The 15,540-nt window shown below is 71.9% G+C and carries 11 protein-coding genes; 3 read left to right on the forward strand and 8 right to left on the reverse strand.

Going from position 1 to position 15,540, the window contains the following annotated elements:
* Window positions 1-172 precede the first annotated feature (172 nt).
* Both pulA and KUM40_RS11240 read left to right on the forward strand, forming a co-directional pair.
* Entirely contained in the window at window positions 173-5,638 is a 5,466-nt protein-coding gene (gene pulA / locus KUM40_RS11235) for a pullulanase-type alpha-1,6-glucosidase (RefSeq protein WP_217165647.1), read from the forward strand.
* A 55-nt stretch (window positions 5,639-5,693) separates the two neighbouring features.
* Window positions 5,694-6,050 carry a 5-carboxymethyl-2-hydroxymuconate Delta-isomerase gene (locus KUM40_RS11240; protein WP_217165648.1) on the forward strand — a complete coding sequence of 119 codons (357 nt, stop codon included), beginning with the start codon at window positions 5,694-5,696 and terminating at the stop codon, window positions 6,048-6,050.
* Window positions 6,051-6,079: 29 nt separating this feature from the next.
* Here the strand turns inward: KUM40_RS11240 and KUM40_RS11245 are convergent, their stop codons facing one another.
* From KUM40_RS11245 to KUM40_RS11255, 3 genes are all read right to left on the reverse strand, one after another.
* A complete protein-coding gene (locus KUM40_RS11245; protein WP_217165649.1) occupies window positions 6,080-6,769 on the reverse strand; it encodes a TetR/AcrR family transcriptional regulator in 690 nt (229 codons plus the stop codon).
* 84 nt (window positions 6,770-6,853) lie between these two features.
* The gene (locus tag KUM40_RS11250; RefSeq protein ID WP_217165650.1) at window positions 6,854-8,806 is read right to left on the reverse strand and encodes a hypothetical protein; all 1,953 of its coding nucleotides are present in this window, start codon (window positions 8,804-8,806) and stop codon (window positions 6,854-6,856) included.
* Between the two features lie 77 nt (window positions 8,807-8,883).
* Complete coding sequence (locus KUM40_RS11255; protein WP_217165651.1) at window positions 8,884-9,402, reverse strand: tetratricopeptide repeat protein; 519 nt, start codon at window positions 9,400-9,402, stop codon at window positions 8,884-8,886.
* A gap of 135 nt (window positions 9,403-9,537) precedes the next feature.
* Here KUM40_RS11255 and KUM40_RS11260 point away from each other — a divergent pair, with 135 nt between their 5' ends.
* A complete protein-coding gene (locus KUM40_RS11260) occupies window positions 9,538-9,996 on the forward strand; it encodes a hypothetical protein (RefSeq protein WP_217165652.1) in 459 nt (152 codons plus the stop codon).
* 76 nt (window positions 9,997-10,072) lie between these two features.
* Here the strand turns inward: KUM40_RS11260 and KUM40_RS11265 are convergent, their stop codons facing one another.
* The 5 genes from KUM40_RS11265 to KUM40_RS11285 all read right to left on the reverse strand — a co-directional run bounded on the left by KUM40_RS11265 (window position 10,073) and on the right by KUM40_RS11285 (window position 15,465).
* Window positions 10,073-11,608 (reverse strand): DUF1996 domain-containing protein, encoded by a 1,536-nt coding sequence (locus tag KUM40_RS11265; protein ID WP_217165653.1) that lies wholly within the window; start codon window positions 11,606-11,608, stop codon window positions 10,073-10,075.
* A gap of 144 nt (window positions 11,609-11,752) precedes the next feature.
* Window positions 11,753-12,406: a response regulator transcription factor gene (locus tag KUM40_RS11270; protein ID WP_217165654.1), complete on the reverse strand. Its 654-nt coding sequence runs from the start codon at window positions 12,404-12,406 to the stop codon at window positions 11,753-11,755.
* Window positions 12,391-13,668 (reverse strand): sensor histidine kinase, encoded by a 1,278-nt coding sequence (locus KUM40_RS11275; RefSeq protein ID WP_217165655.1) that lies wholly within the window; start codon window positions 13,666-13,668, stop codon window positions 12,391-12,393. Before KUM40_RS11275 ends, KUM40_RS11270 begins: the two co-directional genes overlap by 16 nt.
* 65 nt (window positions 13,669-13,733) lie before the next feature.
* On the reverse strand, window positions 13,734-14,765 hold the full coding sequence (locus KUM40_RS11280) for an SDR family oxidoreductase (protein WP_217165656.1): 1,032 nt from the start codon (window positions 14,763-14,765) through the stop codon (window positions 13,734-13,736).
* A 70-nt stretch (window positions 14,766-14,835) separates the two neighbouring features.
* Window positions 14,836-15,465, reverse strand: coding sequence for a winged helix-turn-helix domain-containing protein (locus KUM40_RS11285; RefSeq protein WP_217165657.1), 630 nt, complete (start codon window positions 15,463-15,465; stop codon window positions 14,836-14,838).
* Between the last annotated feature and the right edge of the window lie 75 nt (window positions 15,466-15,540).

The raw sequence follows: 15,540 nt of genomic DNA on the forward strand, positions 1-15,540 counted from the left end.
AGCCAGGGGGTGCGGCCGTAGGCGACCGTGCCGGTGCTGGGCGGCCTCCTGGGCAAGGGTCGTGAAAGTTCTTTCCGTTACTTTCATGGCTCTTGCTGCAAGCCTTGTGGCAGCGCTACGGTCTCGCCGGGGTCGGACCCGATCGAGCCGTCAGCACAAGGAGTTCACGTCCGTGATACCGAGATGGCCGGTGCCTGTCGCGCGCCGCACCGCACGAGTGAGACGGGTCGCGGCCGTCACCGTGACCGCGCTCGCAGCCGCCCTGCTTCCCCCGCTCGCCGCACGGGCCGACACCCCGCCCGCGCCTCCGTCCGACGCGAAGCTGGCGAAGGCCGCCGCACGCCACGACCTCACCCGGGAGCAGTTCTACTTCGTCCTGCCGGACCGTTTCGCCAACGGGGACGCCAAGAACGACCGAGGCGGTCTGACCGGCACCCGGCTCGCCACCGGCTACGACCCCACCGACAAGGGCTTCTACCAGGGCGGCGACCTCAAAGGCCTGACCGACCGGCTCGACTACATCAAGGGCCTGGGCACCACCTCCATCTGGATGGCGCCCATCTTCAAGAACCAGCCCGTCCAGGGCACCGGGGAGAACGCCTCCGCCGGCTACCACGGGTACTGGATCACCGACTTCACCCAGGTCGACCCGCACTTCGGCACCAACAAGGACCTCAAGAACCTCATCTCCAAGGCGCACGCCAAGGGCATGAAGGTCTTCTTCGACGTCATCACCAACCACACCGCCGACGTCGTCGACTATGAAGAGAAGTCGTACGACTACCTCTCCAAGGGCGCCTTCCCGTACCTGACCAAGGACGGCGAGCCCTTCGACGACGCCGATTACGCCGATCACGCCGACGGCGACCGCCGGTTCCCGCGCGTGGACAGCGGCTCCTTCCCGCGCACGCCCACCGTTCCCGCCGCGAAGAAGAAGCTCAAGGTTCCGTCCTGGCTCAACGACCCGGCGATGTACCACAACCGCGGCGACTCCACCTGGGCCGGCGAGTCCGCCACCTACGGCGACTTCTCCGGCCTCGACGACCTGTGGACCGAACGGCCCGAGGTCGTCCGGGGCATGGAGAAGATCTACCAGCGGTGGGTGAAGGACTTCGCCATCGACGGCTTCCGGATCGACACCGTGAAGCACGTCAACATGGAGTTCTGGACCCAGTGGGCGACCGCGCTGGACGCCTACGCCGCGAAGAAGGGTCGCGACGACTTCTTCATGTTCGGCGAGGTCTACTCCGCCGACACCTCCGTCACCGCGCCCTATGTCACCCAGGGCCGCCTGGACTCCACGCTGGACTTCCCCTTCCAGGACGCGGCCCGCGCGTACGCCTCCCAGGGCGGCAGCGCGCAGAAGCTCGCCTCCGTCTTCGGCGACGACTACAAGTACACGACCGACAAGGCCAACGCCTACGAGCAGGTCACCTTCCTCGGCAACCACGACATGGGCCGCATCGGCACCTTCCTCAAGCAGGACAACCCGAAGGCCACCGACGCCGAGCTGCTGAAGAAGGACCGGCTCGCCAACGAGCTGATGTTCCTCAGCCGCGGCAACCCGGTCGTCTACTACGGCGACGAACAGGGCTTCACCGGCGCGGGCGGCGACAAGGACGCCCGCCAGCCGATGTTCGCCTCCCGCGCCGCCGACTACCTGGACGACGACCAGCTCGGCACCGACCGCACCCACGCCGCCGACGCCTACGACACGCGAGCACCGCTCTACCGGCAGATCAGCGCCCTCGCCAAGCTCCGCAAGGCCAACCCCGCCCTCGCCGACGGCGTCCAGACCGAGCGCTACGCGGCCGACGGCGCCGGCGTCTACGCCGTCTCCCGCACCGACGCCAAGACCGGCACCGAGTACGTCGTCGCCTTCAACAACGCCGACGCCGCGAAGACGGTCACCTTCGCCACCGGCTCGGCGAACATGACCTTCCGCGGCCTCTACGGCACCGACGACGACGTGAAGTCCGGCGCCGACAAGAAGGTCACGGTCACCGTCCCGGCCCAGTCGGCCGTCGTCCTCAAGGCCGCGGGCCCGCTCGCCGAGCCCGCCACCGAGCCCACGGTCACCCTCACCGCCCCCGAGCCCGCCACCGAGCCCACGGTCACCCTCACCGCCCCCGAGCCCGGCGCCACCGGCACCGTCGAGCTGACCGCCGACGTCACGGGCGGACAGCTCAACCGCGTCGTCTTCGCCGCCCAGACCGGCGACGGCACATGGCGCACCCTCGGTACCGCCGACCACGCCCCCTACAAGGTCACCCACACCATCGGCGAGGACACCCCCGCCGGTACCGCGCTGCGCTACAAGGCGGTCGTCGTGGACTCGGCGGGCCGTACCGCGAGCGCCACGGCCGCGTCGACGACCGGCACCCCGCCCGTCGAGCAGCCGCCCACCGCCGCCTCCCGCGACTACGCGATCGTCCACTACAAGCGGGACGACGGAAACTACGAAGACTGGGGCCTGTACGCCTGGGGCGACCTCGCCGAAGGCGAGGCCACCACCTGGCCCGACAGCCACCCCTTCACCGGCCGGGACGCCTACGGCGCCTTCGCCTACGTCAAGCTCAAGCCCGGCGCGACCGACGTGGGCTTCCTCGTCGTCGACAAGGACGGCAACAAGGACGTCGCCGCCGACCGCACCATCGACGTCACACAGACCGGCGAGGTGTGGATCGAGCAGGGCAAGGAGCAGGTCGCCACGGAGCGGCCCGAGTATCCGGCCCAGGACACCACCAAGGCAGTGCTCCACTACCACCGCGCCGACGGCGACTACGACGGCTGGGGCCTGCACGTCTGGGGCGACGCCGCGAACCCCACCGACTGGGCGAAGCCGCTGATGCCGGTGAAGACCGACCCGTATGGCGCGGTCTTCGAGGTGCCCCTCACCGAGGGCGCCAGCAGCCTCAGCTACATCCTCCACAAGGGCGACGAGAAGGACCTGCCCACCGACCAGGCCCTGGACCTCAGGGCGAACGGCCACGAGGTGTGGCTGGTGAGCGGGGAGGAGCAGTACCTGCTGCCGCAGCCCGCGGGCTCGGCGGCGGCCGTCGACCTCACCACCTCCAAGGCCGTCTGGATCGACCGGAACACCGTCGCCTGGAACGGCTCGGAGGGCGCCGCCTCCACCCAGTTGCTCGCCTCCCGCACCGGCTCGATCAAGGCCGCGGATGGCACCCTGACCGGCGACGACGACACCACCTGGCTCCGCCTCACGAAGACCACCCTCACCGACGCCCAGAAGGCGAAGTTCCCGCACCTGAAGGAGTACACCGCCTGGTCGGTCGATCCACGCGACCGCGACCGGGTGCGCGAGGCCCTGCGCGGCCAGGTCGTCGCCTCCCAGCGCGCCGCCAACGGCGCGGTTCTCGCGGCGACCGGTGTGCAGATGGCCGGTGTCCTGGACGACCTGTACGCGGCCGACGCGACCAAGGCCGACCTCGGGCCCACCTTCCGCCACGGCCGTCCCACCCTCTCCGTGTGGGCGCCGACCGCGCAGAGCGTGAAGCTGGAGATCGGCGACCGCACGGTCCGCATGCGACGCGACGACGACACCGGCGTCTGGTCCGTCCGCGGCCCGCGCTCCTGGAAGGGCAAGCCCTACCGGTACGCCGTGAAGGTGTGGGCGCCCACCGCGGGCAAGGTCGTCACCAACAAGGTCACCGACCCCTACTCACTCGCCCTGACCACCGACTCCGAGCGCAGCCTCGTCGTCGACCTGGACGACCGGTCCCTCGCCCCGCGCGGCTGGGACCACTACCGCAAGCCCGAGGCGGTGCCGCTGAGGGACGCCCAGATCCAGGAGCTGCACATCCGCGACTTCTCCGTCGCGGACCCGACGGCGGACGCCGACCACCGGGGCACCTACCTCGCCTTCACCGACAAGGACAGCGACGGCTCCAAGCACCTGCGCGAGCTGGCCGAGGCCGGCACCTCCTACGTGCACCTGCTGCCCGCCTTCGACATCGCGACCATCCCCGAGAAGAAGTCCGACCGGCAGACACCCGACTGCGACCTCGCCTCCTACCCGGCCGACTCCGACAAGCAGCAGGAGTGCGTGACGAAGACGGCCGCCAAGGACGCCTTCAACTGGGGCTACGACCCGTACCACTACACGGTCCCCGAGGGCTCCTACGCCACCGACCCGGACGGCACCGAGCGCACCGTCGAGTTCCGCAAGATGGTCAAGGCCCTCAACGACGACGGCCTGCGCGTCGTCATGGACGTCGTCTACAACCACACGGCCGCGAGCGGCCAGGCGGACACCTCCGTCCTCGACCGGATCGTGCCCGGCTACTACCAGCGGCTCCTCGCCGACGGCTCGGTCGCGAACAGCACCTGCTGCGCCAACACCGCCACCGAGAACGCCATGATGGGCAAGCTGGTCGTCGACTCGATCGTCACCTGGGCCAAGGAGTACAAGGTCGACGGCTTCCGCTTCGACCTCATGGGCCACCACCCCAAGGCCAACATCCTCGCCGTCCGCAAGGCCCTCGACGCGCTGACCCTCAGGAAGGACGGCGTCGACGGCAAGAAGATCATCCTGTACGGCGAGGGCTGGAACTTCGGCGAGGTCGCCGACGACGCCCGCTTCACGCAGGCCACCCAGAAGAACATGGCCGGCACCGGCATCGCGACGTTCTCCGACCGGGCCCGCGACGCCGTGCGCGGCGGCGGCCCCTTCGACGAGGACCCCGGCGTCCAGGGCTTCGCCTCCGGCCTGTTCACCGACCCCAACTCCTCGACGGCCAACGGCACCGAGGCCGAGCAGAAGGCCCGTCTCCTGCACTACCAGGACCTGATCAAGGTCGGGCTCTCCGGCAGCCTCGCCGACTACGCCTTCACCGACACCGACGGCAACGAGGTCAAGGGCTCCGAGGTCGACTACAACGGCGCCCCCGCCGGATACGCGGAGGCACCCGGCGACGCCCTCGCCTACGCCGACGCCCACGACAACGAGTCCCTGTTCGACGCGCTCACCTTCAAGCTGCCGAAGGACACGTCCGCCGACGACCGGGCCCGCATGCAGGTCCTCGCCATGGCGACCGCCGCCCTCTCGCAGGGCCCGGCGCTCTCCCAGGCCGGCAGCGACCTGCTGCGCTCCAAGTCGCTGGACCGCAACTCCTACGACAGCGGCGACTGGTTCAACGCCATCCACTGGGACTGCACCGACGGCAACGGCTTCGGGCGGGGGCTGCCACCGGCCGCCGACAACCAGGACAAGTGGCCGTACGCCAAGCCGCTGCTGGACACCGTGAAGGTCGGCTGCCCGCAGATCACCGGCGCCTCGGCGGCGTACCGGGACCTGTTGAAGATCCGCACGGGCGAGCAGGACTTCTCCCTCGCCACCGCGGGCCAGGTGCAGTCCCGGCTCTCCTTCCCGCTCTCCGGCAAGGAAGAGACGCCCGGCGTGATCACCATGAAGCTCGGTGACCTCGTGGTCGTCTTCAACGCCACGCCCCAGCGGCAGCAGCAGCGGATCGAGACGGCGGCCGGCACCGGCTACCGGCTGCATCCGGTGCAGGCGGCGGGCGCGGACCCGGTGGTGAAGGAGTCCGCGTACGCGGCGGGGTCCGGCACGTTCACCGTGCCGGCCCGTACGGTCGCCGTGTTCGAGCGGGCCGGCTGACGGTCGCGGGGCTGCGGTTAGGGTGAGCCCTGCTGTTCAAGCAACGGGAGGGCTCATGCCGCAGATCATCGTGGAGTACTCCGCCGAGCTGGCGGACGACTTCGACCGGCCCGCCTTCGCGCGGGCCCTGCACGAGGCCGTCGTCGAGATCGCGGCGGCCAGGCCACCGGCGTGCAAGACGCAGTTCCGCCGGTCCGAGGACACCGTGGTCGGCCCGGACACCGAGGGGCACGCCGTCGTGCACGTCACCCTCGGGCTGCTCGCCGGCCGCACGGAGGAGACCAAGGTGCGCCTCACCGAGGCCGTCCTGGAACTGCTCCGGCAGTACGCCAAGCCCGGCGACGGCCTCGCCCTGCACGCCTCGGCCGAGGTCCGCGACCTCGACCCGTCGTACCGGAAGTTCGAGAGCTAGCCAGGAGCCGGCACGGAGCCTGCCCGGAGTCAGCCCGCGAGCGTGATGAGCCGGCCGACGAGGTCCGCGAACGGGCCGTCGGCCGGCTCGTCGGCGATGACGCGGCGCAGCAGGGCGCCCATCTCCTCGTCGTAGGCGGCGCTTACCGCCGCCAGCGCGGCGAAGTCGTGCACCAGTTGGGTCTCCAGCTCGGCGCGCGGGATACGGCGCCCGTCCAGCCAGATCAGCGCCGTCGACTCGGCGAGCGATATCCAGGAGCGGACGACCAGTTCCAGCCGTGCGGGCGGCTCCGTGACGTCCAGGTGCGAAAGGATCTGGACATACGCGGCCTGCCGTACGGAGTCCACGAGCGCGTTGGTCGTCGAAGAGCCGACGGCCGGGCCGCCGCGCATCAGGGCCGAGAAACCGGGCCCGTGCTCGTCGACGAAGTCGAAGTAGCGGCCCATCACCCGCAGCAGACGCGCCCCCAGCGGGCCCTCGGGCGGCTCCACGAACCGGGCCGCCAGATCGTCCGAGGCACGCTGCAACGCGGCCTCGTACAGGCTGAGTTTGCCGGGGAAGTAGTGGTAGACCAGCGGGCGCGATATGCCCGCCGCCGACGCTATCTCATCGATGGAGACCTCGTCGGGCGAGCGGCGGCTGAACAGATCGAGCGCGACGCCGATCAACTGCTGCCGCCGCTCCTCGACGCCCATTCTGCGGCGTACCCCGGTAGTCATACGAACACCTTACCGATCGAATCCGGCCCACGAACGAGCCGGATCTGGCATCGGTGTTCTGTTCCGTCGGACAGGGCAATACAACTAGCGCAGCCCGCTGATCGTCCGCCCGTTCTCCAGCGTGCCCTTCAGCTCGGCCTGTGCGCCCTGCTCGGCCTTCGCCGTCAGCAGGTTCCCGTCTGCGGCGTCGGTGATGCCGCCCGTCGCCTCGACCGACTCGGTGCCGCGGCTGCCGGCGGCGAGCAGATACCAGTGCCCGCCCTCCGACTTCCACAGCACCCCGGCCAGCACGTGCGGGTCGCGCTCGCCGCACGCCGGCACGTCCTGCGCCTTCGCCGCCACCGCGCCACGCGCCCCGCCAGGCGTCCGGAACTGCGCCAGCACCTTGGCCCCCTCGCCGCGCCAGGTCTCGGCCCGGGTGCACACCCACGCGCCCGACCCCGTCCCGTCGGGCAGCGGCTGGGACGCGAACTCCCAGGCGTTCACCGACCGCACCCCCTGCCCGCGCACCGCGCCCAGCGAGCAGGCGTACGGCGCCCACGCGCCCAGCGCCTTCTCGCCCGAGGCGTCCTTCACCGAACCGGGGTGCCCGGTGGTGAGGCGGGCCGGCACCAGCTCGCCGAGGTCGGTCACCACCCGGGTGTCCGAGCCGTCGGTCAGCTCCAGTACGTTCCAGGACGTGCACGCCCCCGACTGCTGCACCGGGCTCGCCACCGGCGAGGTCACCCCGTCGGTCAGCGTCAGGTCCCGGGCGTCGGCGTCCGGGTCGGCGAGGTCCCGCCCGGCCGCCTTCGTCACCCAGGGCGCCGTCAGATAGCGGACGTTCCCGTCGGCCCGGCCCAGCACCACCGCGGTCGCCCCGGCCCGCCCCGCACCGTCGGTCCGCGCGAAGTCCAGGGCGGCACCGGCCGAACCGTCCTTCGGCTCGGCGTACCGGACGACGCGCAGACCGTCGTGCAGGATCACCACCCGCGCGTTGTCGACGGCCCCGGCGTACAGCAACTGCGGCGGGCCGGCCGGTCCGCCCGTCGGGGTGCCCGGCGTCGCGGACACCCCCACGCTCTCGCCGGGCCGGGCCCACACGGCCAGGGCGCGGCGCAGCAGCTTCTCGTCGCCGGTGAGGTCACCCCGGGCCGGCCACACCGAGAAGTCGGTGCGCGCCGAGGTCTCCCACGCGGCGGGCGCGACCTTCGTCAGCCGGGCGGGGTCCAGGGCCGCCTCGGCCGCCGGGTTCTGCGCGTACGACGGGGCGGCGGCGCCGTCCGGCCCCCAGCCGTCACCGGGCAGGCCGAGCAGCGCCCCGCACACCACCAGCGCCGCCCCGGCGACCAGCGCCGCCTTCGTGTGCTGCCGCCGGCGCAGCAGGTCGGTCGGCCTGGCCTGCAGGGAACAGGGGTCGAACTCGGGGGAGCCGAGCAGCGCGTACTGGCCCGGCACCCCGTCGGCCTCCCGCAGCGCGGCGTCCACGTCGGCTACCCCGGCGGCGCCGAGCAACTGCCGTACGCCGTCGTCGGGGAGCCGCTCCAGACCGCGCAGCACGTACGCCGCCCGGCCGGGCCCCGAGAGCGCGGACAGCGCCTGGTCCAGGGCGAGTTCGTCGGCGCCGCCGGAGCGCGGGAAGAGCTTGAGACCCCGGACGTGCGGCAGCAGCGGTGGCAGTTGGGACCGCCTGGGCCACGCCCGCCGCCGCAGCGGAAGCCCCGCCTCCAGCGCCGTACGCACCACCCGCAGCCGCACCAGCGCGTAACCGGGATCCACCTCCCGGCCGGTGGACTGGGCGGGGATCACCGCGGTCGTCGTCCGGTTCCGGGGCAGCGCGCGCTGGGTGAGGGCGTGCGCGGCCAGGACGCGCCGGCCCCGGCCCGGCCCCGGCGGCAGCACCAGATAGGCCAGCCGGGCCAGGCGCGGATAGTGCTCGACGAGCGCGGCCTCGGCCTGCTCGACATCGACGGCCGGACCGACCGGACCGGCCGGGCCGGTCTGGGAGGCGGAGGCGGAGGACGGTGCGGGGCGCGGGGCGACATCCTGTGGCTGCACGTTCAGCAGAACGAGCGAAGCGGGCGATGGTCACCGTACGCCCCGTCACCCGGCGGGGACCGGGCCGCCGGAACCGGCTACTCCGGCGGCTCCGGCGACTCCACCAGCAGCCGCGCGTAGTTCGCCATCGACCGCTGATAGCGCGGCAGATGGGCCGCGAGCGCGCCGAGCACCAGGGACAGGCCCTCACGGTCGCGGCCCATGCTCGACAGGCACAGCGCGAGCGTCGCGCGTACGGCGTCGTCCAACTCGTCGGACGGAGCCAGCAGTTCCGGCGACAGGAGTTTCACGCCCTCCTCCGCATGTCCGGTGTTCCGCAGCGAGCTGGAGAGCTGGATCTTCGCCCGGCGCCCCTTGTAGGCGCCGGCCTCGCCGAGACCGCGCTCCAGCGCCTCGCGGTACAGCGGCACGGCCCGGTCGGAGTGGCCCGTGGAGTCCCAGGCACAGGCCCGCTCGAACAGGCCGAGGGGACTGTCCGCGGGCAACTCGTCGGCGAGGGCGTCGATCACCGCGCGGAAGTCGGCGGCATCCTCCTCGGCGTAGTCGTCGCATGCCGCCCAGGCGGCTGTCACACGGTCTTCCCAGTCCTGGTCCACGGCGCCACTCTCGCACGGTGTCCGCAGAAGGGCACCCGGGGTCCTGAGTACTTCGCGCGCCGCGCCCGTATCGATGACGAGAGCCCCTTGCCGGGGCTCCGTGCGGCATGTCGCCACAGCGGACCGGAGGAACACATGAGGCTGACCCGACCGATGCTCGCGCTGAGCGCCGCCGCGACGGCACTGGTGCTGGCGGGCTGCGGAACCGACGGGAACGGCGGAGACGGTGGGGACGACGGCGCCCCCGTCCCCGAGACGGCGACCGGCAGCCTGGAACACCTGGCCGCCGAAGCGAAGTGCGCCCCGAACATGCAGACCGACGCCGACACCATCCGCCAGGCCATCTGCGAGAAGGGCGAGGAGAAGTACATCCTCGCCACCTTCTCCACCGACCGCGGCCAGCGCGAGTGGATCAACACCGCCAAGGACTACGGCGGCTACTACCTCGTCGGCCGCAAATGGGTCGCCGTCGGCCACGAGGACGTGGTGGCGGACCTGCGCGGCCGACTCGGCGGAACCCTGGAACAGGGCGCGCAGCACGGCGGCGGTGAGCACGCGGCGGAGCACGGCGAACACGCCGGGCACAGCGGCTGACCGGGAACGCGAAGAGGGCCGGTGGCGGATCTCCGCCACCGGCCCTCTCGCTCTGCCGTGTCTGCCGACGGTGGGACTACTGGCAGTCCTCACCGCGGTTGATGCAGTCGACCACCTCGTTCATCAGGTCCTCGTCCATGACGTTGATGAAGTCGTTGTGATCGGTGATCGGCTTGTGCAACTGCTCCGGGAAGCTGTCCACGGCGTACGGGTTCTGCACCTGGCCGTTCTCGATGGTCGGGGTGGGGATGTCGTACGCGAGACGGACCTGCAACTGGGGGATGGCCTGGAAGCCGTCCGGGCAGCTTCCGTCCTGCTGGACGAAGGCCGTGTGGTCCCGGTGGTTGGCGCTGTCGATGTTCTGACCGTCCCAGCAGCTCTGGAAGTTGGTCGTCCGCAGCACCTGGCTGCCGTCGGGGCACAGCGGGTACTTGTCCGTCACCTGCCGGTCCTCGAAGCCGGAGCAGCTCCACGAGGTGTTGGCGTTCGCGTCGCCGTTGGTGAACGCCTTGGCGTCGCCGGTGATGATGCGCAGGAACTTCGGCATCGCGACCACGTCGCTCTGCTGGTTGCCGACGAACTTCAGCTCGGCCTGGGCCGGCTGGAGGATCTTGCCGATGTTGCCCTCGGCGCCACCGCCCTGGTCGTTCGCGTCGAACTCCTCGGTACCGTCCTGGAGCCGCAGCACCGGCCAGTAGTACGTCGACTTGTCGCCCTGGTTCTGGCAGGAGGTGTCGGCGTTGGCCAGGTCCTGGTCGCTGGAGAAGGCGTCGTTGTCCTGGTTGCCGACGTAGTCGTGCACGTGGTGCGCGCCGTTGTCGACACCCGGGGCGGCGATCAGGTTGTCGCTGTTGAACAGGTTGTTCTCGTTGACACCGCAGTCGCTGGTGAAGGTGCCGGTGGAACCGCCGTCGCCGTTCGCGGCCAGACCGTTCTGGCTGTCCCGGGAGTTCGGCTCGACGTCGTTGATGTCGATGAAGTCCTCGGCCACCGGACCCGCGACACCGTTGCCGTTGTCGTCCTGGTTCTGACCGTCGCCGTTCTGGCCATCTCCGTTCTGGTCGCCCCCGTTCTGGCCGTCGCCGTTCTGGCCGTCCCCGTCCTGACCGTCCCCGTACTGACCGTCGCCGTTCTGCTGCTGATCCGCGGGGCGTCCCTGGCATCCGGCCAGCTCGTCCAGGTTGTCGTCGGCCCTCCCGCCGGCCCGGTTGATCTCGAGCTGGATCCGGTCGATGATCGCCTTCCGCCGGTCCTTGAGCGGGCCGAGGATGGTGTTCTGGACGTACTGCGAGTCACCCGCCTGCGCCCGCCGTGTGGTGGCCAGGCGCTTGTAGGCGTTGGTGATCTGGCTGTCCATCGTGGCCAGTTCGCCGTCGACCTCCCCCCGCGCCCGCTCCGGCACTCCGGAGATCTTCTGGCCGATGTCGGGACAGTCGATCGTCGCGACCTGCGCGGCGGCCGACCTGGTCCGGTTGTGGCCCGGATGCTCCTCGTGCGCCGAAGCGTAGAAGTTGGCCCAGACCAGCCCGCCCCCGCCGACCGCCAGGGCCGCTGCCCCGGCTACGACCTTGGTGGCCAGTGGCGTACGGCGTTTTCTTGTGTTGCGTGTCATGGAACTCCTCTGACTTCCTTGCGGGGCATCGGGGGCGCCCGACAGGAGTGAAGCGGCTCCCATCCATACGGAAGCCGCTCCAGGGGTGTTCACCCGTCTCGGAAATCGCTGGGGCTCGTGGGACGCACGAGACCGGCGTCAGAGTCAGTGGCCGCGGTCCAGATACGCGAGAACCGCCAGTACACGGCGGTTGTCGTCGTCCGAAACCTCGAGGGTCAACTTCGCGAAGATATTCGCCGTGTGTTTCGCGATCGCCCGCTCCGTGACGACGAGCTTGCCGGCGATCGCCGCGTTGGTCCGGCCCTGCGCCATCAGCTCGAGCACCTCCCGCTCCCGGGGCGTCAGCCGCTCCAGCGGCCGGTCCTCCGCCGCACGCCGGTTGAGCAACTGCTGGATGACCTGCGGGTCCATCGCCGTACCGCCCGCCGCCACCCGCCGCAGGGCGTCCACGAACTGCTCCGCGTCGAACACCCGGTCCTTGAGCAGGTACCCGACCCCGCCGCTCCCGTCGGCCAGCAGCTCACGCGCGTACAACTGCTCCACGTGCTGCGAGAGGACGAGGACCGGCAGCCCCGGCCGGTTGCGGCGGGCCTCGAGGGCGCACTGCAGGCCCTCGTCGGTGAGCGTGGGCGGCAGGCGTACGTCGACCACGGCGACGTCAGGCTCGAGTTCGGCCAGGGCCCGGGACAGCTCGGGGCCGGTCTCGACGGCCGCGGCGATCTCGAAGTCGTGGGCCTCAAGAAGCCGGACCAGTCCGTCGCGCAGCAGGAACAGGTCTTCGGCTAGGACAACGCGCAAGGGATCTCCATGGTGACCATGGTGGGGCCGCCCGCGGGTGAGCTGACGGCCAGGACGCCGTCGAATGTACCCAGTCGCCGTTCCACCCCGGCCAGGCCCGACCCCGCTCCGATCGCCGCGCCGCCCTTGCCGTTGTCGGTGACGGAGACGCGCAGCCGGCCCTCCTCGTGGTGCATGTCGATCCAGATCCGGTCGGCGCCCGAGTGCTTCACGGCGTTGGTGAGGATCTCGCTGACCGCGAAGTACCCGGCGGCCTCCACCGGCGTGTCGGCACGGCCGGGCAGGTCCACGTCGACCTCGCTGGCGACGGGCAGCCGCAGCGCCAGGGCGCGCACCGCGTCGCCCAGTCCGCGTTCGGCGAGCACCGGGGGGTGGATGCCGCGGACGAGTTCGCGCAGCTCGGTCAGGGCGTCGGCGGAGGACTGGCGGGCCTGCGCGAGCAGTTCCCGGGCCTTCGCCGGGTTCTTCTCGAGGAGCGCTTCGATGGTGCCCAGGTCCATGCCCATGGCGACCAGCCGGGCCTGCGCCCCGTCGTGCAGGTCGCGCTCGATGCGGCGCAGTTCGGCGGCGGAGGTGTCGACGGCGTCGCGCCGGGTCTCGGTCAGTACACGCACCCGTTCGGCGAGTTCGCCCTGGCCGGAGCCGAGGACCGCGCCGGTGAGCCGGAAGTGGGCGTGCAGGAGGAGGGGGGTGAGTCGGAGGGCGGCGAGGAGGAGCACGGCGCCCAGGCCGGCGGCGTAGAGGGCGGAGGTCTGGTCGGTGACACGGACGAAGCCGTACCAGTAGCCGTCGGGCAGCACCCGCCACAGCCCGGCCGCGATGGCGAAGCCCTCCAGGGGGTAGAGCGGCAGTACGAAGGCCAGCAGCGCGGTGACGAAGCCCGCCGTCATGTCGACCGGCAGCCAGCGGAAGTCCCGCCAGGTCGCCGGGTCGGCGAGCATGCCGAAGGTCCGGGCCCACGGGTTGGCGCCCTCGGGCAGCGGCCGGTAGGCCCGCGGGATCCGCACCCCGCCCCACTCGGCGGCGAGCAGCCGCCGCCGGTCCGCGAACGCCCGTACCCCGGTCAGCACCCACGGTGTGGTGACGATGCCGACCCCGATCGGGATGAGGGCGATCGACACGAGGGTCAGGCAGAAGCACACCACCGCGCCGGGCAGGGAGATGAAGGTCAGTGCCAGTCCGCGCACGGCCGACAGTGCCACGCCCCGCGTCCGCGTCCCTGTGCGTGTCTGCCCCGTGCCGCTCTTCGTGTCGATGCTCATGACCTCAGTCTCCCGGAGGGCGCGGGGCGGGGCACTGGGCCGGGCACCCGGGTCAGGGGGTGGTGTCAGATACACCCACGCCCACGCCGTGCCCGTGCGAGGGCGAGGGCTTTCGCCTCCGTCTCCGGGTCCAGGCCGACCGGTGGGCGGTCCGGGCGCCGGGGCGCGGTGCCGCCGATGTCGCGCAACCAGGTCCAGGTGTCGGCCACGGTGTCCTCGACCGGGCGGCAGGTGAGGCCCGTCGCCAGGGCCCGGGAGACGTCCGCGCTCTGGAGGGCGTCGTGCAGGTCGCTGCCCGGGGGCGTCCACACCGGTAGCTGACCCCACGGCTCGATGCCGGCGGCGAGGACGGCCCGGGGGTCGGTCCAGCGCAGCTCCGCCGCGCCGCCCGTGGCCGTCGCGCAGGCGTCGAGCAGGCCGCCCATGGTGGTGTGCCCCGGCGGGGAGGCCAGGTTGTACGGTCCGCTCAGCTCCCGCTCCACCGCGCCGAGCACCCAGTCGGCGAGGTCACGGACGTCGATGTACTGCAGGGGCAGGTCCCGCGGGCCGGGCGCGAGGACCGGGCCGCCGCGGGCGACACGGTTCAGCCACCACGGAAGCCGGCCGATGTTCTCGTACGGGCCGAGGATCAGCCCGGCCCGCACGAGCACCGAGCGGTCCGCTCCGAAGGCGTCCGAGGCGTCCGAGGCGGCCAGCTCGGCGCCCCGCTTGTCCCGTGCGTAGTCGCTCTGCCCGGCGTCCGCCGAGGCACCCCCGACGAGCGGGGCGTCCTCGGTGTACCCGGCGGGCGGAGCCCAGGCGTACACCGAGCAGCTCGACACGTACACGTACCGGCCGACGCGGCCCCGCAGCAGCCGCGCCGCGTCCCGTACCGCGCGGGGCGCCGCCGACCAGGTGTCGACGACGGCGTCCCACGTGTCCTCGGCCAGGGCGGTGAGCCCGTCGGGCGCGGTGCGGTCGCCGTGCAGCGCCCGCACTCCGGGGGGCGGGGCGTGCCGTCCGCGGTGCAGGACGGTCACCTCCCAGCCCCGGCCGAGCGCCGCCTCGACCACGGCCCGCCCCACGAACTCCGTACCGCCCAGCACCAGTAGCCTCATGCCGGTCACTGTGCCCGGTGCCGGGGCCGGCGGGAACGTCCCTCTGCCGTCAGCAGAGAGGCGTGCGGGCTCAGCGTCCCGTGGGCGGCGTGTACTTGTAGCCGACGCGCCGCACGGTCTGGATCGTCTGCCTGTGCTCCGCGCCGAGCTTGCGGCGCAGCCGGGCCACGTGCACGTCGACGGTGCGGCCGTCGCCCACGTGCCCGTAGCCCCACACCGTGGTGACGAGCTGGTCGCGGGTGTGCACCCGGTGCGGATGGGCGACGAGGTGGGCGAGCAGTTCGAACTCCAGGTAGGTCAGGTCGAGTTCACGCCCGTCCACGGCGGCGGTGCGCCGCGCGGAGTCGATCCGGACGAGCGGGTCGCCCTCCCGGCCCCCGTCGCCGCCGTCCTTGTGCGACGGGCCGGCCACGCCCACCGGACGGAACGGCGTCTGCTGGTCGGCCGGGACGAGTACCAGGTAGCCGACCATCGGCGGGCGGCCCGGGAGCGCGGGCAGGGTGTGCTGGGGTGCGGGCAGCCAGGTGGCGCCCGGCGGCAGCAGGTCCGCGACGTCCGCCACCTCGTCCCGGTCCACGGCGCGCAGCCGGTGCCGGGGGCCGCCGGAGCCGGGGAGGGTGGTGGCGGTCAAGGCGGGTGAGGGGGTGGGGGTGGTGGGGGAGTCGAGGGGGACGGGGGACAGGGCACGTGTGGTCGCCATGGGACGTCAGCTCTTTCGCGCGAGAGGTTCGTCGGGAGGGGCGACGGGCGCGAGTTCGTGGTCGGGCACGTCGCG

The sequence above is a fragment of the Streptomyces sp. AC512_CC834 genome (genome assembly GCF_019049325.1).
GTDB lineage: Bacteria > Actinomycetota > Actinomycetes > Streptomycetales > Streptomycetaceae > Streptomyces.

Excerpts from the sequence above, each read along its gene's own strand:
- KUM40_RS11280 (WP_217165656.1), bottom strand. The coding sequence starts at position 14,765 with ATGAGGCTACTGGTGCTGGGCGGTACGGAGTTCGTGGGGCGGGCCGTG.
- KUM40_RS11240 (WP_217165648.1), top strand. The coding sequence starts at position 5,694 with ATGCCGCAGATCATCGTGGAGTACTCCGCCGAGCTGGCGGACGACTTC.
- KUM40_RS11260 (WP_217165652.1), top strand. The coding sequence starts at position 9,538 with ATGAGGCTGACCCGACCGATGCTCGCGCTGAGCGCCGCCGCGACGGCA.
- KUM40_RS11245 (WP_217165649.1), bottom strand. The coding sequence starts at position 6,769 with ATGACTACCGGGGTACGCCGCAGAATGGGCGTCGAGGAGCGGCGGCAG.
- KUM40_RS11285 (WP_217165657.1), bottom strand. The coding sequence starts at position 15,465 with ATGGCGACCACACGTGCCCTGTCCCCCGTCCCCCTCGACTCCCCCACC.
- KUM40_RS11265 (WP_217165653.1), bottom strand. The coding sequence starts at position 11,608 with ATGACACGCAACACAAGAAAACGCCGTACGCCACTGGCCACCAAGGTC.
- KUM40_RS11275 (WP_217165655.1), bottom strand. The coding sequence starts at position 13,668 with ATGAGCATCGACACGAAGAGCGGCACGGGGCAGACACGCACAGGGACG.